The following is a 19,487-nucleotide window of genomic DNA, read 5'->3' on the forward strand; positions in this document are numbered from 1 at the left end:
GCGCAACGATTTCCCCATGTTCAGATTGAAACGGTAAGCCGCTTCGGTTATCAGATCTCTGGCGCGCGCTAGCCTGTCTGACTGCGGTCGGGGCGCTCGTGCTGCAGGCGCGGGCTCGCGTTGTTTCATTGCCGGATAGCAGAATGCCCACGCAAGCGGGCATTCTGTCTTCAACGGCTCACGATCCGAAGTATACGTTGCAAAAGCTTGGAGGTCCGACGCAAGCGCCGGCGTCCTGTGTGTTTTGCGCCGCGCAGCCCGACAGCAGCACGGTGACGACGAGTGCGAGGCGCGCTGCATGCCGGTATAGCGCGCGAGGCTGACGAGGCTTGATCATCGCGTTCATAAAGGCTCCGTGCTGCGACGCTCAGCCGCCGGCGTAGATAGTCGAATTCAGGTAGGCGAGTTGTCCGTCCTTCTCGGCCTGAACGAGTTCCTGATAGACCTGGGCACGCGTCTTGGGTTGAACTGCTTCATCATACGGCGGCACCCACTGTCCCACCTGAGCAGGCACTGCAGCCTGCGCGACCTGTGGCGCAGGCGTGGCAGTGGCGCCCCCGCTACTGAGATTGCTGGGGCTGCTCTGTGCAAATGCCGGAGCGCAGAGGATCAGACCCAATGCGGCCACGGTAGAAGTGAGTTTATGCATATTAGTTCTCCATATTAAGCGACTAGGTGGCCGCTGCAGCGTTATTGCATCGGACAGACATCAGGATAGACAGGTGGGACTAGCGCTTTGGCGATACCAGCGTGAAAAGATATTCATGTGTCGATCATGTCGTGCGCGATGTAGTACGCCAGAGGCTGTGATGGAAGCCGCATTTTGATGTAGGGCGGTTCATCCTTGCTCGACGCGAATCACAAGGCATCAGGTGCTTCGAAGACTACTGTGTCGTTCGGTGACCATCGACTGCCCTGTGCCTGCGCGAGCCGCACGGCGGCCGTCAAACGGCCCGTGTAGACCGCGGACGTACGGATTTCAGTGTCAAGCTCCGTCGTCTGCGCGGTCACGACATTGAGATAGTTCACCACGCCGTCGCGATAGCGGGACAAGGCCAGCGCCAGCGTGCGCTGCGCAGAGGCCAATGCATACTGCTCCTGCGTCGATTCGTCGCCGAGATGGTGCAATAGCGCGAGGTTGTCTTCGACCTACTGGAATGCGCTCAGCACGATGGACCTGTACTTCGCGCCGTTTTCGGCAAGTTGTGCTTCGGCGGCGTGCGTGATGGGCGTGCGCCGGCCGCCGTCGAACAGAGTGAACAGCGGCGTTGGACCGATCCACCAGATTTCTTGGGAGCGATCAGCCACGGAGACAGCACGTCTGTCTGAACCGCCGTCCAGCCCGAGCGAAAGATCGGGAAAGAAAGCCGCTTTGGTGACGCCGGTCTTCGCATTGGCGGCGGCGACCGTGCGCTCTGCGGACGCAATGTCGGGACGCCGCTGAAGCAGTTCGGCCGGGATTCGATAGCGGCGCCCGGAGGACAAGTGCATCATCCGAGGACATAGCCCGAACCGCGAATCGTACGAATGACCGGACGCTCGTCGAACGCATTGAACTTGCGGCGCAGACGGCCCACATGCACGTCGATCAGATTCGTACCCGGGGCGAAGCGGCAATCCCACACAGCCTCGAAGATCATCGTGCGAGTGAGTACCTGGCCCGCGTGACGCATCATGAATTCGAGCAGACGCAGCTCGGTGGGCTGCAGCGAGACTTCTTGTCCGCGATACGCAACGTAGCGGCGCACCAGATCGAATTCCAGTGGTCCGACTCGCAACACGGTTTCTTCCTTGACGCCGCGCTGACGGCGTCGCATCAGTACTTCGACACGAGCAGACATCTCTTCGGGGGAGAAGGGCTTGGTCAGGTAGTCGTCGCCACCGGCACGCAGTCCTTCAATGCGCTGATCTACATTGGACAGCGCGCTCATGACCAGTACGGGCGTTTCGATCCCGAGGCCACGCATTGTGGAGAGGATCTTGAGTCCGTCGAGGTCAGGTAGCACACGATCAATCGTGATTACATCGTAATCGCCGGACATGGCCTTGGCCATGCCCTCGCGGCCCGTGCGGGCAACGTCGACATTGAAGCCACTCGCGATCAATGTTTGACACACGTCTTCGACGACTAGTTCGTCGTCTTCAATAGTGAGGATTTTCGGCATCTGCTTCGCCCGTGTCGGCGGCCCGTATGAAGACCCGTGTGTGAAAGATGCTGGTCATCATCGGGCAGCTCGACTAACAGGTTGCAGCTACGACGGTGAAGGATTCTTCATGTTGGTGCGATGTTCATGAAATAGCGGCGGTAATTCGTCGGCATCTGTCGCGGGCAGGCATTGCGGTTTCCTGCCGGCCTGACCCGCGTCGAGAGATCCGCTATTGCGTGACATTGGCTTGTGCCGACATGCTGGATTGCGCGGCGCCTGCGCAGTCGGCTTCGTACTTGAGATGCAGCCTCTGCTCGGCCTGTTCGAGGGGAGCCGGATAATCGGCATCGTCACCGGCCGACGGCTGATAGCCGACGGATTCCAATTCGCTCAGCTCGTTCATCAATTGCGCGTGTGTGACGGATCCTTTGAGCGGCGTGAAAGGATAGTCTTGACACTGTTGAGGCGTCAGTTTTCCGGCGGCGAATGCAGAAGTTGTGACGGCAAGCAGTGCGGTGCAGACGAGGGCCTTGAATGTGCGATCCATGATGATCATCTCCAGAAAGAAAGGGAAGGCACACGCGGCGATGGCGGTGTGCTTCGGCGCAGACCGTGTGGAACACGGACGGTCGCTATGCAGGGTAGAGGGGTGGAACTCGCAGAACGGCCTTAGAGAGATGAAGGTTCTTTTAGACGACGTCGTGCATGCGGACGGAAACCGCTAGACGGCCGGATGACTTTTTTTTCATGTTCGGTTGGCCGGGGTGTTAACACGGTGCTCGTATCGTTGGTTCAGGCGAGACGTACTCGCCGCCACCAATTCGCAATGCGGTCCATCGTCTGGAGAGGCTTTATGAAAAGACAACTAATCTTCTTTATCACCGCGTCCACGATCGTCCTGTCGTCCGGTACCGTGCTCGCACAGTCGCAACCGTCCACGCCTGAGCAACCATCATTGCCTACCAATACAGGCATGACACTGCAGTCGGGTGCGAGCGAGGCGCTACCATGGGTCTCGCCGGACGACAACCGGCAGGGAAAGACCCGCGCACAGGTCGAGCAGGAACTGATTCAGGCGCAGCAGGATGGCCAGCTCGCCAATCTGAACAAGACAATCTATGCACATCACTGATGCGTGACAGGCAACGGGTGTTCTGCCTGTTGCCCGCACTGCGTTGCGCAGCCTGGCTTAGGCCGCTGCGCGTAGTGGGACGGAGCGATTCCTGGCGCGGAAGAAGTCGACTGAGAAGTCGATGAAGGTGCGCACTTTTGCAGTCAATTGAGTGCGGCCGGAGTAGACGATCGACACGGTACGCAAGCCGTCATTGAGAGGATATTGCTCGAGAACGCGCACTAGTGTGCCTCGTTCGAGATCGTTGCGGATGAGTGGCATCGGCAACAAGGCAACGCCCAGATGGTTGACGGCGGCTGCATGCGCCACCGCATGACTGGGCGTGCGCAGTGCATTGCGCAGCGCCTGAACGCGGTAGATTTCCGTGCCGTCCGTCAATTCCCAAGTGCGGGGGACCCCGTCGGAAACGATGAGCAGGCTGTGTGAGCCGAGCGCGGCTGGTTCGGCCGGTGCGCCGCGCCGTACCAGATAGGTGTGCGACGCCACGAGAATTTCCTCGAATTTGACGAGTTCCCGGCTCACCATCGACGAGTTCGGTTGACGGCGCGTATCCGTGAACCCGACATCGAATCCGCCTTCGATCATATCGATGTGCGAGTCGAAAGTGGATATGTCGAAGTCGACGAGCGGCTGCGTCTGGTGATAGGCAGCGAGTAGCCCGCAAAGCTGCGATGCCGCGAACGTCGCGGAAGTGCCTATCCTTAACGTTCCGTGCGGGGAGCGTGTGGTTTTGATGAGACTCGATTCGACTTCGTCGAACGTGTCGATGACCCTCCGGCATCCCTGGAGATACTCGGCACCCGCTTCCGTCAATGAGAGGGAACGCGTCGAACGATTGATCAGACGCAAGTTCAGATGCGCTTCGAGCATGTTGATACTGCGGGTCACTGCAGCGGCGGACATACCCAACTGACGCGCGGCGAGCGCGAAGCTGTTCAGGTCAACCACGCGCATGAACACGCGCATTCCCTGAATCTGGTCCATTTGAAAGGCTCCAAGTCGGCGATGCTTTGCATCATCGGGTATACCGTCTAACTTTCACCCGGCATGTTCGTGAAGAAATGTTTAGACACGGAGCGTGATGTGAGCGGTGGGCGAGACGGGGCACGAGTACTGTCGCGTGCTTGCAACGAGGTGGTCACCGCGTCGATAAGGTCGCATGCGGTCGGCACCTTTGGGGGCCGTTCACTTCAATTTCCCGGAATACGCGTTGCGTCGGCAGCGCAGCCTGACACCATCGCACCGGCCGCGGCCAGCACAAGTTGCAGTCGAGCTGCGCCGATACGTCGCGCTTTTGGGCCGACCGGTCTTGATCGTGTGCATCTTTTCGTCGCGATCCGGATGCGGTTAGCCGTGCGAGTAGAGCTCCGCGTTCAGGTACTGCTCCTGGCCGTCTTGCTCTGCCTGAATCAGCTCCTGATAGACCTCTGCGCGCGTCTTGCCGGCCACCGGCTCACCATACGGCGCCGACCATTGGCCGGCTTGCGCTGCGGGGGAGGGCGGGTTGGCCGGCGCGGACAGGGTGCCGGCTGGGGTGTTCGCGGGCGCGGCGGTCTGCGCGAAGGCGGAGCCGCAGAACGCGGCGCAGGCAAGGGCGAGGGGGATCAGCGGGAGTTTCATTTGAGATTCCTTTAGCGTCAGAAGAGGTTGGCCACCGCGCGCCAATGTCAGGGCTTTGCAACGGCCAGAGTTCAGTGTAAGCAGAGGTCCATAGCGGTTCGGCCGCACGACTGTGAAATCTTTTTCATCCGGCGGTGTGCGCGTGGAGCGTTTTCGATGCCGGCCGGAATGATCGGGTCTTGTTGCGCCAGCGCGGTCGCCACGTCCTGTGGCGACAGGTGCTTCTGCTGCAGCGTGAGCGGATCGAGGTCGATATGCACTGCGCGGAGCTTGCCGCCGTGGGGCGTCGGAATCGCGACGCCCGGCATGCTCAGCAATTGCAGGCGGATGAAGTTGGTCGAGTAGCAGGCGAGCGCCGCCAGCATGATGACCGTGCAAGGGCGGGTCTACGCGAGGCGGACGATCTTCAGCATCGGGCAAGGGGGCCGTAGTCGAGGTTCGACAGGCAAGCGCAGCCAATGCGGCAGCATGTACCGCCGCACCTATCCGAGCACCTGGCCGGAGCCGCGAGTCGTGCGAATCAGCGGCGGCTCGCCGGCCGTTTTGAGCTTCTGCGCAGGCGGCTGACGCGCACGTCGATCAGGTTCGTGCCCGGGTCGAAGCCGCCGCCCCATACGCCTTCGAAAATCGTCGTGCGCGTCGGTACACGGCCCGCGTGGCTCATGACCGGTGCATGCGGTCGAGTTCGAACGGCCCGACTCGCAGCACGGTGGACTCCGGCGTGCCGTTGCGCGGGCGCCTGCGCAGCAGCACATCGACGCGTGCGGAAATCAGCGGATCGCTCCGAATGCGAAGGATTCCTTATAGTAGACGCATCGCTCAGTTCGGCATGCCGTTCGTTTCCAGCGATGCTTCCACCTGCGCCGTCAACGCATCAATCAGTCTGACGAGACTGTCCTTGGGCACGGCAAAGCCGGTCCAGTTGAAGCCCGTATGTCGGAAGAACACGACCGCGCCTTCAAACAGGGGATGCTTTTCCGTGTACCAGCACGGATCGACTTCGACCACGTAGCGATGCCGGTGCGAAACTTCCTTTGACACCTCGGGGCGCATCCGGGCGCGCAACAGCGCAAGGTGTTCGATCAATGCGTCGAGGTCGGGTACGTCGAGCAGCGCGGCGCTGCGGTCGATCGTTACGCGCAGCGCTTGATCGCCGAATTCGTTGACGAGTTCCACTTGCATCGGATGAGACATATCCACTCCTGCCACTGGCTAACCGGCAGAAGTATGCGCGTTGGGCGCTCACGATAAATGGAAGAGGGACTCGAAAATGATGAAACTTGTTTCATCGAATCTGCGCGACGCAGTCTAAAAAACGTTCATCCGTTTCACTTCGGTTCGATGCACAGCGCGGCGCATCCTGGCACCGTCGATTCAGCCCGCGAGGAGTGGATGGCATTGTCACGTTGACGTGTTGACGACGCAATAGCCAATAGAACAAACCGCTGGCTCAGAAATCGGACGGATGTTGGGTGAGCCCAGTGAAGCGATGCCACGTGGCCAAGCGTACGGCAAGCTGTTTGCGATAGAGTGATGCGCGCAGTACATGTCGCTTGAGCGCGAAGTGCTGGCGGACCAGTCCGAAGCTCGACAAGAGAGCTTGTGTGCGATCAGGATCAAGGAAGCCACGCACGCCCCGGAGGAAGTCCCCTTGGGGGATCCGGCGTTCGCGTTCAAACGTAGGCTGATGGCTAGTTTCGGCGGAGTTGTTCACCCCTCCACTGGCTTTGACGAGAACGTGTTTGACATTTATCAGTTCGGAGATCTCGGCTTTCGCAGCCGGGTAACTGCGCAACTGATCGGTGACTTCCGGCGCGGTGCGTCGGGACAGGCCGCGAGCACTCGTTTCAAGAAGCGCTTTGCTGCGGCCTTATCGCGAGGTTTCTGCAGCAGGAGGTCGAGTTCGGCGACATGCTGGTCGACTGCCATAGCAGGCAAGGTGCACCGCGCAACGTAACGAACACTTCGTCAAGATGCCATGTGCTGCCAGGTGTGCGACGAGCAGCCTTCATGCGATGAGCAGAACCCGCGCCGAATTTGTCGCACCAGCGGCGGATCGTCTCGTAACTGACGACGACACCGCGCTCGAACAGCAGTCTTCAATATCACGCAGGCCGAGCTGGAGCCGGAAGTACTCCCGAACCGCGTGGCTGATGACCGTCGCCGGGAACCGGTGGCCGTGATAAAGCGATTTTGTTTTCTCCATCGCGCAATCTTACGTATCACTTCGCGAACGTGACAGAGCCTTTCCGTCCACCATGATCGCCCACTTGGCCTGCTGGTGCCAGTGCATCTCGCGCACGCCGTTGGCCGCGAGACACATGCTGACGCCCGAGATGTCTTCGGAAATCGCAAAGTCGTCCTGCGTCACTTCACCCGCCCATCCGCCGTTCTGATAGCGTCTGTGCGCGTTGTTGAAGGAGGTCCAGCAGAGCGGCATGCCATTGACATTGGTGGCCGGCGGATTCTGGAATGATGGGAACTGGCTCGCGAGCGTCGCGCTTGGCGGGCCCGGGTCGTTCAGGCTGGTAGGGCTCTTCGTGTTGATCCGGTTTTTGGGCGGCCGCTCCAGGTTGCCGGACGATGCTACTTTGGCGCTGGCGGCCACGCCGAGGGAGGCCGCCGATGCGGCAGCGTCTGCCAGAACCTTGTGTCTAGACAGATCAGTCATCGTGATTCCTTTTTTACGTGTGATTAAAGGGCGTTCGATAAGTTGATTCGAGTCACTGCGTAGTGTCTATAGATAATCAAGATGCCTAATCTCCATTGTTTGGGCGCGCGGTTTTTACTGACCGGTCAAAGCCGGTCCGATCGCATCCTCAATTCGGTTCGCGAACGTCACCTGGCGCGTGGTGAAGCGCGACCGGATTGAAGGGAATCGTCTGTTTCGAGGTCGGCAGATCCGCCGTGCTCCAGCCGCCGCCGACCGCGCCAATCAGCCCTGCAGCTGCCTGTAGTTGGCGGGTCTGCACCTGAACCGTTGCCAGCTCCGCGCTCAGCGCGGCGACCTGCGCAACCGTCACACTGAGGTAGTTGTCCAGACCGTTGGTATAGAGGCGCAGCGCGAGGTCCTGCACCTTGAGCGCAGCCTTGAGCGCATCTTGCTGCTGGGTGTTCTCCGAGATGAGACTGTTCGTCAGCAAGAGCTGATCTTCGACCTCGCGAAACGCCTGCAGCACAGTCGCGCGGTAATTGTCTGCGGCCTGCGTGAACGCCGACTTACTCTGCTGTTCCTCCGCTCTGCGCAGCCCGCCCTCGAACAGGGGCAACGCGGCCGATGCGCCGATCGACCAGAGGCTGTTGGGCAGGGAAGCGAGCCCACCGAACGCGTCATCCTGGAATCCCGCATTGGCGCTCAACTGAATGTTCGGATAGAACGCCGCGCGCGCCACGCCGATCGCCGCGTTTTCTGCCGCCATTTGTCGCTCGGATTGTGCGATATCGGGGCGCCGTTGCAGCAGGGCGGAGGGCACGCCCACCGGAATCCTGGGAATCGCCAGGGATGCCAGTCCTTCGGCGGGCAGGCTGAAGGTCGACGGGTTTTCGCCTGCGAGCACGGCGATCGCGTGTTCGAGCACGCCGCGCTGCGCCTGGATGTCGGTATCGGCCGCCTGTGCCGAGGAGAGCTGGTTCTGAGCCCGCTCGACGTCGAGACCTGCGGCAATCTTTCCCGCAAAGCGCAGCTTCGTGATCTTGAGCGCTTCGCCGTAATAGGCGAGCGTTTTCGTATAGACCGCATGCTCCGAGTCGAGCCCTCGCAGCGCCATATAGTCATTGGCCAGTTCGATTTCGAGGCTCAACCGTGCTGATGCAACCATCGCGGCAGTGGCCTGGGCATTGGCCTTCGCATAGTTGGTCCGATTCCGAATCTCGCCCCAGAAATCGGGCTCCCACGACAGGGCCGCCCCGTAGCCGAGCGAACCTTCCTCACTCGGCCCGGCTCCGGCGGCGCGGAAAAGTCGGTGCTCGGATTGGCGGTTCTTCGATCCATACGCTTGGGCGCTCAGCTGCGGAAACAATTGCGAGCGGGCCTCGCCCACGATATCCCGCGCCTGGGTGTAGGTTTCCTCCGCTGCCTGAAGATTGGGGTTGGCGGCATTCAGGCTTGCTTCCAGATGATTGAGTTGTTCGTCGCCGAACATGGTCCACCAGTCACCCTGCGCGAGCTGCGCTTCCGGATTCGCGAGCGCGAAGGGCCCCGTTCCTTTGTAACTGGCGGGCAGCGCCATTTGCGGCGGCGTATAGGGCGGCGCAAGACTGCATCCGGCAAGCGGACCGAGCAGCATCAGGATCGTGGCGACGGCAAGACGGCAACGAGGATTGAAGTAACGCATCATTTCGGCTCGCTCGTGGCAGCTGCGACGTTGCCTTGCTGATTCCCGCTTGAATGCGCCGGCTCGGATGCCGCGGTTCGGACCTCCGCTTCCGGCGCGACGCCCGGTACCCCGCTTACGATTTGCACTTTCTCGCCTTCGAGGGTGCCCGCAGAAGGATTGGCGATGAAGCGGTCGGTGGGTTTCAGGCCTGAGAGCACTTGAACGTTCTGGCCAAGATTCAGCCCGAGCTTGACGTTCTGGAGGTGCACCCTGTCATCCGAATCGATGACCGCCAGCTGCATGCCCTGGTCGCGGAACAGCAGCGCCTGTTCGGGCACGACGAGCACGCTCCGGTTGGTGGGCACGACAAACCGAACCGTCGCATAAGTTCCCGGCCAGATCAGATGGTCCGGGTTTTGAGCCACCAATTCTGTGATGACGGTTCGCGTCTGCGGGTTGAACGCGTTCGCGGTCGTCAGGAGCGTCGCCTTGAACTGGCGGCCCGGATACTGAGGCAGGGTGAAGGTCGCCTCGAGGCCCGGCTTCAGCATGTCCGCGTAGTCCTGCGGCACGGAAACGAAAAGCCGCATCTTGTGTATATCCGCTACTGAGAACAGCTCATCCGCCGTTCCCCGGGAACTGACGTCACCGCCCGCGGCGTTCACATAGTTGCCTACGTCCGTGTCGCGCGAGGTGACTACGCCGTCGAAAGGCGCCACGATATTCTTGAACCCCTCCAGCGCGTGGTAGCGCGCGAGGTCATGCTGGGCTGCCAGCACTTGAGCCTGCTTCGCCGCGGCATCGGCGACTTTAACGTCCACCTCCTCCTGCGCGACGGCTTCCGTGCCCGCAAGTGCCTTCCAGCGCTGCGCCGTCACATTGGCAAGCGTGCCGTTGGTTTTCGCCACGTCGAGATTCGCTACCGCCGTCTGGTACTGCTCGTCGACGGTAGGCGCGTCAATCGTGGCGAGTAATGTACCGGCCTTGACGAACGCGCCGTAATCCACGTACCACTTGTGCACGTAGCCGGAAACCTGCGCATAGATCGGGGCGGTGTACCAGGCCTTGATGTTGCCGGGCAGCGTGACCGCTCGCGTTGCGGGTCCTGACATAGGCGACATAACCTGAACCTGCGGTACGGACTCCTCGTCGGCGACCGATTTAAGGTCGGTGACATTGTCGTGGCGGTCGACGATGCCGTAGACAACAAGGCCGGCAAGAACAAGCGCGGCGATCGCGGCGGACCATTTGGGTCGGAATCGGATCGGGGCCGCAACTTCGCGATTTACGTTCATACATGGGACTCCGTAGCATTTTTGTCGTTGCGATGCATCATCGCGAATACGCAGGGAACAAAGAGCAAAGTGGCGAACGTCGCGACGAGAAGTCCACCAATGACCGCGCGTCCGAGCGGTGCGTTTTGAGTATTGCTCATTGACATCGGCAGCATCCCGATGATCATCGCGAGGGCGGTCATCAGAACCGGGCGGATACGGGCGTATCCGGCTTCGATGGCCGCGGCGATCGCATCACCGTGTTCCGCGAGGCGCTCGCGGGCATACGACACGACAAGGATCGAGTTGGCCGTCGCCGTGCCCATGCACATGATTGCGCCCGTGAGCGCAGGCACTGAACCGTTCGTATGTGTGAGGAAGAGGCTCCAGACAATGCCGGCGAGCGCCCCTGGCAATGCCGTGATGATGATGAATGGGTCAAGCCATGACTGGAAATTGACGACGATCACCAGATAAACCAGCAGCACGGAAAGCGCCAGTCCCCCCAGAAGCTGCACGTACGCGCTGTTCATCGTCGTAGCCTGGCCGCGCAGATGCACGGTCGCGCCATGCGGCACCTGCGAATTCATCTCCTTCACGACCTGTTCGACTTGATCGTAGACAGCTCCGAGGTCGCGCCCCTGGTTACTGACGTAGATATCGATCGAGGGCAGGATGCTGTAGTGAGACACCAGCAAAGGCGTGCCCGTTTGCGTTACGGTGCCGAGTGCGCCCAGCAACTGCGACTGCTGTCCACCTGGATTGCCGTTGCCTTGATTGATCGGAATCGTCTCGAGGTCGTTCATCGACGCGAGCTGGTCTTGCGGCGTCTGCATGTTGACGAGGTGCGAGACACCGTTCGTCGTGTCGAGCCAATACGTTGGCGCCGTCTGCCCGCTGCCGGACAGCGTCGCAAGGGCGTTATTCGCGATGTTGGCTTCGGTCAGGTTCATACCGGAGGCAAGCGAGCGGTCCGCGGCAATCCTGAGCGTCGGTTCATTGAACGCCTGTTGAATGTGGACGTCGGCGCTGCCCGGAATCTTGCGGATGCGTGCAGCAAGCGCCTGCGCGAAGGCCATGTTCTGGGCTTGTCCGCGGCCCGAGATCTGCACATCGATTGGCGCGGGCAGGCCGAAATTCAGGATCTTGGCCGTGATGTCGCCGGGCAGGAAGGAAAACTCCGTGCCGGGAAACAGCTTTGGCAGTTCGCGGCGCAGCTTGAACCGGTAGTCGTCCACAGGCGACTGTCCATTCTTCAGACTGATCGTAATGTCGCAGTCCTGCGGACCGATCGTGCCGTCAGAGGTATAGGCCAAGTTGAGGCTGCTGGAGGGCAGGCCGCAGTTATCGACCAGATTGGTGACTTGGCCCGGCAGAATCTTCCGGATTTCGCCATTGACGAGCACCGCGATCTTCGATGCATCTTCAAGCCGCGTACCGATCGGTGCGCGCATGTGCAAATCAACTTCGCCCGACTTGATGTTTGGGAAAAAGTCACGGCCGAGGAAAGCGAGCAGACTCATCGACGCGACCGCAAAGGCAACGAAGCCTATGATGAAGCGCTTGCGATGAACCACGGCGGCGGTCAGCACGTCCCGGTATTGATCGCGAAAGTGCAGGAAACCCTGCTCGAAGCGTTGCTGAAACCGGGTGAAAAAGCCAGCATTGCCTTCGTGCTCGTGCTCGTGCCCGTGCGCTTTCACCTGGCCGCGCAGCAGCCATGCGGCCATCGTCGGCAGCAGCGTGCGCGAGAGGATGAACGAGGCGAGCATCGCAAAGATGATGGCTTCGGCAAGCGGACGGAACAGATACCCCGAGATGCCGCCCAACTGGAACAACGGCAGCCAGACAATACAGATGCACAGCGTCGCGACGAGCGTCGGCACAACGATCTGGTTTGCCGCCGCAATGATTCCCTCCTCCAGATCGGCGCCCCCTTCGAGGTGGGAATCGATGTTTTCGATCATGACGGTCGCGTCGTCGACCAGAATACCGACCGCGAGCGCCAATCCGCCAAGCGTCATGACATTGATCGTCTGCCCGGTGTAGTGCAGTACCAGCAGCGAAGACAGGATCGCGAGCGGAATCGATGTCGCAACGATCAACGTCGAACGCCAACTGCCGAGAAAGAGCAGCACGGTCAGCCCTGTCAAGATCGCTGCAGTGATCATCTCCTGAACCACCTCTGCCACCGAATCGCGCACGAACCCCGAGGCATCGTTGAGCGGCGTGATCTTCACGCCCGGTGGCAGCGTCCGGATAATACCTGGCAGCGCCTGCTTGATGCCTGCCACCACGGCGAGGGTCGAAGCGTTGCCGCTCTTGAAAATCTGGATCAGCACCGACTGCTTGCCTTTCACCAGGACCGCGTTCGTCTGCGGTGGCGCCCCGCGATGCACGTAGGCGACGTCGCGCAGATAGACCGTCGCGCCGTTTACCGTCTTGATCGGCATGTCGTTGAATGTCGGCACATTGAGCGGCGTCGAATTCGTTTCAACCATGAAGTCGAGGCCGCCGATCTTCTGGTCGCCCGCAGGAAGCACCACGTTCTGCGACCTGAGCGCCGCCGCTACATCTGCGGCCGAGAGGCCATGCGCTAGCAGCTTCGTCTGGTCCAGATCGATTTCGACGTTCAATGAAGCGCCCCCATACGGATTCGGAATCGAGACACCCGGCACGGCCACCAGTTGCGGGCGGACCAGGTTAGACGCCATGTCGTACACCTGCGCGGCGGTCATGTTCGGGGCAGAGACTTGAAGGTCCAGCACCGGGACCGAGGACGCGTTGTACACCAGCACTTGAGGCGGCGTGATGCCCGCCGGCATTTGCTTCAGCACGGTCTGCGAGATGGATGCAACCTGGGCCTGGGCTGCGGAGATGTCGGTGCCCGGTTGAAAGAAGATCTTCACGATGCCGGCACCGTACAGGGACTGGCTCTCGATATGCTCGATGTCGGCCACCGTCGCGGTTAAGGCGCGCTCGTAGTAGTAGACCACGCGGCCGGACATATCCTGCGGGGACAGTCCGTTGTAGTTCCACACGACCGCGATCACCGGGATACGGATGGCGGGAAAGATGTCCGTCGGCGTCTTCAATACAGCCATCGCGCCGAACAGGATAATGAGGATGCTCATCACCACGAAGGTGAGGGGGCGGCGCAAGGCAACCAGGACAATGGCGTTCATGTAAAGGTGTCTGTGTCGGATGAGCATTGCGTCGGCGCCCTGGTCCTGCGGGAACCGACGAGGTATATAAACAGAGGCCATGATCGGGGGCGCGGCATAAGCGAACATCGCCACTCAGATTAAGTTTTATTTAGTTAGCGTTTTGCGGAGTGCTGTTGCATTCGATCAGACGCCAAACTGGCGTCACGCGACGGAGCGGCTCCCTGAATCTCCAGGCACTAAAACAACGGGCAGGCATACCGGAGCGCCGGCGGCGGTGGTCAGCGCAAGAGAAGCAGGCGATAGTGCGAGAGAGTTTCGAGGCGGGCAAGTCGGTCTCGAGCACGCTCAGTGATGTGTCACGCGAAAATACCAACTGCATGGCAGAAAGGGCTGCAGGCGCGACGCCCTGCGAAAGTGGTGGCAGTCGTATTAGCGAACAAGACGGCGAGAATTGCGTGGGCAGTCCTGGCCCACGACAGTACTTGCGAAGTCGGCCATGTGAGTGGGAGGCCTGCATATCGGAAGGCCTGCATATCGGAAGGCGGCATCCTCAACACCGACGCCAATCCGCGTCAGATCTAGACGGCGTGATACCCGACGGCGCGCAGTTCAAGCCAGTCTGAGTCTGCAAGGGGTACCTCACTGAACTGGCGCATGGTAGCTATCGCTCGCAGCCGGTGCGGCGCGTCTACATACCAAAAGGCAAAGGACATCGCCCGCTCGGTATACCCGCCGTAAAAGACCCGAACGCCTTCTTCGCTAATCTTGGGCTGTTCACGAACTCCGAGGCCCTTCGATTGGCGTGCCGATCTCGACGTGGAAACAACTGACTCGAGAGCCCGTCGCGGGAAAACTGCACACCGGGCCCGGAGGGAGGGGAGGGCGATCGCTGTTTCCTACCCCTGTTCTCCGGCCATGAACGGTCCTTCGCAGTCGCATGGCGAACGTCTGCTGATGAGCGACGAGTCGCCATTTGGCGAAGCAACGGCCACCGACGACTCGTAGGACGGGAGCCAGCTTCAATCTCAAGCGCTGACAGAGGTGGCTCAGATTTCGATGGCCATTCTGGCCGATGACGCCTTCCGCTGGAACAAGCAAAATGTTACGAATAACTTGCTAATCATTTTCTGTTTTCAGGCGCATTTATCCCTTTGTAGTCGTAGATCTATTTGCAAATGTGGCGGACACGCGACAGCAGACGTGCGATGCAGCGCCGCACCTTCTGCGCCTCGTTGTGCCCACCTGCGTCCGCCCTCGCTTCTCAATCGTTTGCTAAATATTCATGACACTTTGTTCACGTTTCTGAAATCGTGTCTTTCACTACTTCCAGTCGCGACGCACCGACGAAAACTTATACTCCGCACGCTGTTGCATTGGCGATCAGGAGTCGCCTGTTAGGAAACGACATACGTTATCGGGGAACTTGAAATGAAGTTGAGGAATCTGGCGATTGCGTCAGCCATGCTTTTGACTGGGGCAGCACATGCACAAAGCAGCGTGACGCTCTACGGCACCATCGACACGAGCATGGTCTATGTGAACAACGCTAAAACTAGCACCGGCCAAGGTGCCAGCCAATTTCTGCTGACCTCTGGAAGCCTAAGTACCTCGCGCTGGGGCTTGCGCGGCAATGAGGATCTCGGCGGCGGTCTGCACGCCGTGTTCGACCTGGAGAGCGGCTTCGCGGTGAACAATGGCGCGCTCAAAAATTCAACAGCCGCGCAAACGGACCTGTTCGGCCGCCAGGCGTGGGTTGGTCTCAGTTCCGACCAGTACGGGGCGCTTACGCTGGGTCGTCAATACGATTTCATTGTCGACTATGTCGCACCGAATAGCGGGACGGGATCGGGTTTCGGCGGCAATCTTGCGTCCCACCCGTACGACAATGACAATTTGGACAACGACTTGCGTCTGAACAATTCGGTCAAGTTCAGCAGCGTCTCGTATGGCGGCTTCAAGGCCGGCGCGATGTATGCGTTCTCCAACATGGCCGGCGCAGGCGGGAACAACAACGCATACAGCTTGGGCGCCAGCTATTCCAACGGTCCGATCAATATTGGGGCCGCGTATCTTCAACTCAACCGTGACGCGGCATTGCCGAACGCGGCAGGCGCATCGAGCATCAACGACGGCGACCAGCTGGCGGGGGGCGGCGACCAACAAATCTGGGGCGCCAGTGCTCAGTACAGATTCGGCGAGAAGTCTGCCGTCGGCCTCGTATACACCCATTCTGTTACCTACAACATCAACTCGCTTTTCGGCGCCACCAACACCATCTCGGGCCAGTCGATGAAATTCGACAACTTCGAGATCAACGGTCGCTATTTCGTGCGGCCCGATTTTAGCCTCGGTGCGTCCTACACGTACACCATGGGTGCGTTTTCGGGCGGATCAACCGGACCGGCGGCCGACCCGCATTGGAACAATTTTGTAGTTCAGGCCGATTATCAGTTTTCGGCTCGCACGGAAGTGTACGCGCAAGCGGTCTATCAGCTCGTCGGCGGCGGCAATGGCAACTCTATATTTAACGCTGGCGTCTACGGCATGACGCAGTCTTCGACTAACAAGCAGCTTGTCACGGCGATCGGCTTGCGTCACCGGTTCTAAATGCTGATTTCGAGCTGTAACTCGTAGCACTCCAGACGACATGAAGGACGCCGCCAGGCGTCTTTCAAATTACGGTGATAAGCGCGAGTGGGCTTACTGTCCCGTATAGCCGATCGGTGCGGTGACGTTGACCCTGAACACGGACACACCAGAAACCACGCAATGGGTCCCGCATGGGCAGGCCGCGTAAATTCCCGGATCGAACAACCTCAAACGTTCGGGTCGCGGCGAGTACCGCACCGCTGCACTTGTCGCAGCTGGCGCGCACAAAAGCTTTTCGGTGATAGCCTTCAGGCAACAGTCCCAGACGCAGCAGCTGTGCCAGATAGGCGGCATCCCCGCTGATGTTGCGATGATCCTGCTCGATCAGGTTGTTCAAACACTTCGACGATCGCAATGTCGTGTCCGCGGGCAGAAACTGGTCCGCCTTCATTTCACGCACCGCGCGGTGAGACGCAGTGTAACCGTCCAGCGTGATTGTCTTCGGAGCGAGCCCTTGACTCCTGATCGCTTTCGCGAAGAAGGCCTTCGCCGCAGCGACATCGGGCCTGGCGCTGTGCCGGAAGTCGACCGCCTTTCCTGCGCGGTCAACTGCACGGTAAAGATAGACCCATTGGCCACGGACTTTCACATGCGTCTCGTCGACTCCCCATGAAAGACCCGCAGATTTTGCAAACCGATCCCAGCGCTTGACGAACTGCGGCGGGAAGCGTTTGACCCAGCGCATGATCGTAGTGTGCGCCAGCGACAGCCGGCTCTCGGCCACTATGTCAACGAGGTCTCGAAAGCTGAGCTTGTAGCGCAGATATCAACGCACACACGGGACGATGACGTCACGGTCGAAGTGGCGCCCGTTGAACAGCCTGTCGATGTCTACCAGCTTACTCACAGGCTGCTCGCGCTCGCCAAAACCCGACCTTAACCTTCCGGCTCCTCCGATTTGCACCGGAGCCATTCGGGTTACACGGGGGCCTGCGTAGCTAGCAGGTCCTCGATCCGAACTGGAAGATTTCGCACCCGCACACCCGTTGCGTGATACACGGCGTTTGTAATGGCGGGGGCAATGCCGGCCATGCCGATTTCGCCGACCCCACGCGCACCGAGCGGATTTAACGCAAGGTCCGGGTAGTCGAGGAAAGTCACGTCAATCTTCGGAGCATCAGCATGCGTCGTCATCACATAGTCGGCGAGGTTACGATTGATCGGCGCTCCGGTGCGCGCGTCGTAGTGCGTTTCTTCAAACAGCGCCATGCCGACGCCCATCACCACAGCCCCTTCGATCTGATTTAGGGCTGTGCGCGCGTTGATGATCTTACCGCCGTCAATCACGCTCACTACGCGGTTGACTCGCAGTCGTGCTGTCTGAGGCTGCCAGGTCACCTCGATGAAATGCGCGCAGTACGAATGGATCGACACTTTGGCTGCGTCGCGATCGTCCTGGCTCGCGCCAGACCTGCCTCTTCCGACCACCATATTGATCTGTGCCGGTGCGAGAATCCGCTCGAACGGTACGCCCGCGCCCGGTGCGGTCCCTTTTCGGTAGACCATGCCGCGGTCGAACGCAAGCTCAGTGGTCGGCTGCCCCTTAAACGGCGAATTGTCCGCCTCGGCCGCGGCGACCAGAAGTTGCTGGACCGCTGCTTGCGCCGCCTGCGTCGCTGCCGGAACCAGCGATGCGGTCGCCATTGAGCCTCCGGACATCGGTCCGGGTGGCAAGCGTGTGTCACCGAGCACCACGGAAATCCGTTCGAGCGGAATGCCGGTCACATTGGCTACCATTTGAGCTAGCACCGTGTAAGTTCCCGTGCCGATATCCTGGGTCGCTGTCGACACGCGCGCTGTCGCATCGGCGTGAAGCTCGACGATGATTTCAGCCGCTAGGCGCCTCGCGGCCCACGACCCCGCTGCGACGCCCCAGCCTACCACCATGCCGTCGCGACGCATCGACCCGACCGCCGCCGTGCGTTGTGCCCAGCCGAATTTCTCGGCGCCGAGGGTGAGGCACTCCTTGAGATGCCGGGAGGAAAACGGCACATTCAAACCTTCGTCAATCGCGGGCTCGTTGATCAGGCGTAAGCGGACCGGATCGATATTGAGCTTGATGGCCAGTTCGTCGACAGCCGATTCTATGGCGAACAGGCCGGGAACGGCACCCGGGCCCCGCATCGACGTACTCGGTGCGATATCCCGGCGCGCATAGGCCGCGGTCGCGCGCAGGTTAGGCGAGCTATACAGATATCCCGTTGTCTCGCCACAGTTTTCCTTACGCATTTCCTTGCGTGCGGTCTGGTAGACGTAGTCTTGCTGGAGCGATGTGAGACGTCCCTCGGGCGTCGCCGACAGGCGCATGCGCTGTTGCGTGTTGGTACGGTGTCCGACGTTGTGGAACATCATCTCGCGGGTCACCACCAGCTTGACGGGCCGCATCAGATTGCGGGCCGCGGCGCCGGCGAGTAACGAGTGCGACCACGGAAACAGCTTGCCGCCGAATCCGGACCCCAGGTATTTCATGATCACGCGCACCTGGTCCTGCGACACGCCGAGCATCTGCGCCGTGACGAGGCGCTGGTTGACGATCGACTGAGACGTTTCGTAGAAGGTGTAGCTCGTACCATCGAACACGGCCACCGTCGCATGCAGTTCGATAGGGTTGTGCGTTTCAATTGGTGTCGTGTAGGTCTGGTCCAGCTTCTGCCCATCGGGGGCAGCCGCGAACGCGGTATCCACGTCGCCTCGCTGCGTGTCGACGCTCGGTGTCTGCTCTGCCGACATTTCGATGCGGACATCGGGTCGGCTCGACGAATACGCCACCTTCACCGCTCGCGACGCCGCAGTTGCCTGTTCGAACGTATCGGCTACCACCAGGGCGATGTATTGGCCATAGTAGTAGATGTTGTCATCGTCGAACGGCGGGCGTTTCTCGTCGATTTTCGTGTCGGTCGCAAAGCCGACGCGATAGAACTTGCCGATGTTCTCGCGTGTGAAGACGGCCCGTACCCCCGCCATGCCTGCGGCCGCGGCGGTGTCCAGATGGGTGATGCGCCCCTTGGCGATCGTCGCGCAAACGGGAACGGCGTAGAGCGTTCCGGGCAAATTGACATCCGAGGTATAGGTTGCCGTGCCACTGACTTTAAGCGGCCCGTCGATTCGAGTAAAGTCGCCGCCAATTATCGGTTGCGTTTTGTTGCTAGCTAATTGCATATTCTCTCCGCGTCACGACCGTT

Annotated in this window: 16 protein-coding genes and 5 pseudogenes; 4 read left to right on the plus strand and 17 right to left on the minus strand. The window is 60.3% G+C overall.

Annotated features, from left to right (window positions below; translation table 11 throughout):
* Positions 1–367 precede the first annotated feature (367 nt).
* The 5 genes from P0D89_RS20170 to P0D89_RS20190 form a co-directional block, all read right to left on the minus strand.
* Positions 368–649, minus strand: a complete 282-nt coding sequence (locus tag P0D89_RS20170) for a DUF4148 domain-containing protein (protein WP_408367565.1) — start codon at positions 647–649, stop codon at positions 368–370.
* A 209-nt stretch (positions 650–858) separates the two neighbouring features.
* On the minus strand, positions 859–1,086 hold the full coding sequence (locus P0D89_RS20175) for a hypothetical protein (protein ID WP_408377006.1): 228 nt from the start codon (positions 1,084–1,086) through the stop codon (positions 859–861).
* A 63-nt stretch (positions 1,087–1,149) separates the two neighbouring features.
* Entirely contained in the window at positions 1,150–1,485 is a 336-nt protein-coding gene (locus P0D89_RS20180) for a TolC family protein (protein WP_408377008.1), read from the minus strand.
* 5 nt (positions 1,486–1,490) lie between these two features.
* Positions 1,491–2,165: a response regulator transcription factor gene (locus tag P0D89_RS20185; RefSeq protein ID WP_408367563.1), complete on the minus strand. Its 675-nt coding sequence runs from the start codon at positions 2,163–2,165 to the stop codon at positions 1,491–1,493.
* Positions 2,166–2,376: 211 nt separating this feature from the next.
* On the minus strand, positions 2,377–2,694 hold the full coding sequence (locus P0D89_RS20190) for a DUF4148 domain-containing protein (protein WP_408367561.1): 318 nt from the start codon (positions 2,692–2,694) through the stop codon (positions 2,377–2,379).
* 306 nt (positions 2,695–3,000) lie between these two features.
* Here P0D89_RS20190 and P0D89_RS20195 point away from each other — a divergent pair, with 306 nt between their 5' ends.
* A complete protein-coding gene (locus tag P0D89_RS20195) occupies positions 3,001–3,279 on the plus strand; it encodes a DUF4148 domain-containing protein (protein WP_408367559.1) in 279 nt (92 codons plus the stop codon).
* A 57-nt stretch (positions 3,280–3,336) separates the two neighbouring features.
* On the opposite strand, the gene P0D89_RS20200 is transcribed toward P0D89_RS20195, so the two are convergent.
* The 10 genes and pseudogenes from P0D89_RS20200 to P0D89_RS20245 all read right to left on the minus strand — a co-directional run bounded on the left by P0D89_RS20200 (position 3,337) and on the right by P0D89_RS20245 (position 13,674).
* Positions 3,337–4,263, minus strand: coding sequence for a LysR family transcriptional regulator (locus P0D89_RS20200; protein ID WP_408367557.1), 927 nt, complete (start codon positions 4,261–4,263; stop codon positions 3,337–3,339).
* Positions 4,264–4,626: 363 nt separating this feature from the next.
* Entirely contained in the window at positions 4,627–4,899 is a 273-nt protein-coding gene (locus P0D89_RS20205; RefSeq protein WP_408367555.1) for a DUF4148 domain-containing protein, read from the minus strand.
* A 71-nt stretch (positions 4,900–4,970) separates the two neighbouring features.
* Entirely contained in the window at positions 4,971–5,264 is a 294-nt protein-coding gene (locus P0D89_RS20210) for a hypothetical protein (RefSeq protein ID WP_408377010.1), read from the minus strand.
* A gap of 155 nt (positions 5,265–5,419) precedes the next feature.
* A complete protein-coding gene (locus P0D89_RS20215) occupies positions 5,420–5,563 on the minus strand; it encodes a helix-turn-helix domain-containing protein (protein WP_408367553.1) in 144 nt (47 codons plus the stop codon).
* A gap of 155 nt (positions 5,564–5,718) precedes the next feature.
* Positions 5,719–6,093 carry a hypothetical protein gene (locus P0D89_RS20220; protein WP_408367551.1) on the minus strand — a complete coding sequence of 125 codons (375 nt, stop codon included), beginning with the start codon at positions 6,091–6,093 and terminating at the stop codon, positions 5,719–5,721.
* Between the two features lie 256 nt (positions 6,094–6,349).
* Positions 6,350–7,105: pseudogene (locus P0D89_RS20225) on the minus strand (IS6 family transposase).
* 39 nt (positions 7,106–7,144) lie between these two features.
* Positions 7,145–7,570 (minus strand): annotated as a pseudogene (locus P0D89_RS20230) (cupin); the annotation flags it as partial.
* Between the two features lie 148 nt (positions 7,571–7,718).
* Positions 7,719–9,236 (minus strand): efflux transporter outer membrane subunit, encoded by a 1,518-nt coding sequence (locus tag P0D89_RS20235; protein ID WP_408367549.1) that lies wholly within the window; start codon positions 9,234–9,236, stop codon positions 7,719–7,721.
* Complete coding sequence (locus P0D89_RS20240; protein WP_408367547.1) at positions 9,233–10,510, minus strand: efflux RND transporter periplasmic adaptor subunit; 1,278 nt, start codon at positions 10,508–10,510, stop codon at positions 9,233–9,235. Before P0D89_RS20240 ends, P0D89_RS20235 begins: the two co-directional genes overlap by 4 nt.
* Positions 10,507–13,674, minus strand: a complete 3,168-nt coding sequence (locus P0D89_RS20245; RefSeq protein WP_408367545.1) for an efflux RND transporter permease subunit — start codon at positions 13,672–13,674, stop codon at positions 10,507–10,509. The genes P0D89_RS20240 and P0D89_RS20245 overlap by 4 nt, the downstream gene beginning before the upstream one ends.
* A 236-nt stretch (positions 13,675–13,910) precedes the next feature.
* On the opposite strand from P0D89_RS20245, the pseudogene P0D89_RS20250 reads away from it, so the two are divergent.
* The 3 genes and pseudogenes from P0D89_RS20250 to P0D89_RS20255 all read left to right on the plus strand — a co-directional run.
* Positions 13,911–13,994: pseudogene (locus P0D89_RS20250) on the plus strand (transposase); the annotation flags it as partial.
* A 1-nt stretch (position 13,995) separates the two neighbouring features.
* Positions 13,996–14,169: pseudogene (locus P0D89_RS54665) on the plus strand (IS110 family transposase); the annotation flags it as partial.
* 915 nt (positions 14,170–15,084) lie between these two features.
* Positions 15,085–16,263 (plus strand): porin, encoded by a 1,179-nt coding sequence (locus P0D89_RS20255; RefSeq protein ID WP_408367543.1) that lies wholly within the window; start codon positions 15,085–15,087, stop codon positions 16,261–16,263.
* A gap of 343 nt (positions 16,264–16,606) precedes the next feature.
* On the opposite strand, the pseudogene P0D89_RS20260 reads toward P0D89_RS20255, so the two are convergent.
* Positions 16,607–17,152 (minus strand): annotated as a pseudogene (locus P0D89_RS20260) (IS6 family transposase); the annotation flags it as partial.
* A gap of 71 nt (positions 17,153–17,223) precedes the next feature.
* A complete protein-coding gene (locus tag P0D89_RS20265; protein WP_408367541.1) occupies positions 17,224–19,464 on the minus strand; it encodes a xanthine dehydrogenase family protein molybdopterin-binding subunit in 2,241 nt (746 codons plus the stop codon).
* Positions 19,465–19,487: the final 23 nt, after the last annotated feature.

It is taken from the genome of Paraburkholderia sp. RL18-085-BIA-A, from assembly GCF_046027075.1.
Lineage (GTDB): Bacteria > Pseudomonadota > Gammaproteobacteria > Burkholderiales > Burkholderiaceae > Paraburkholderia.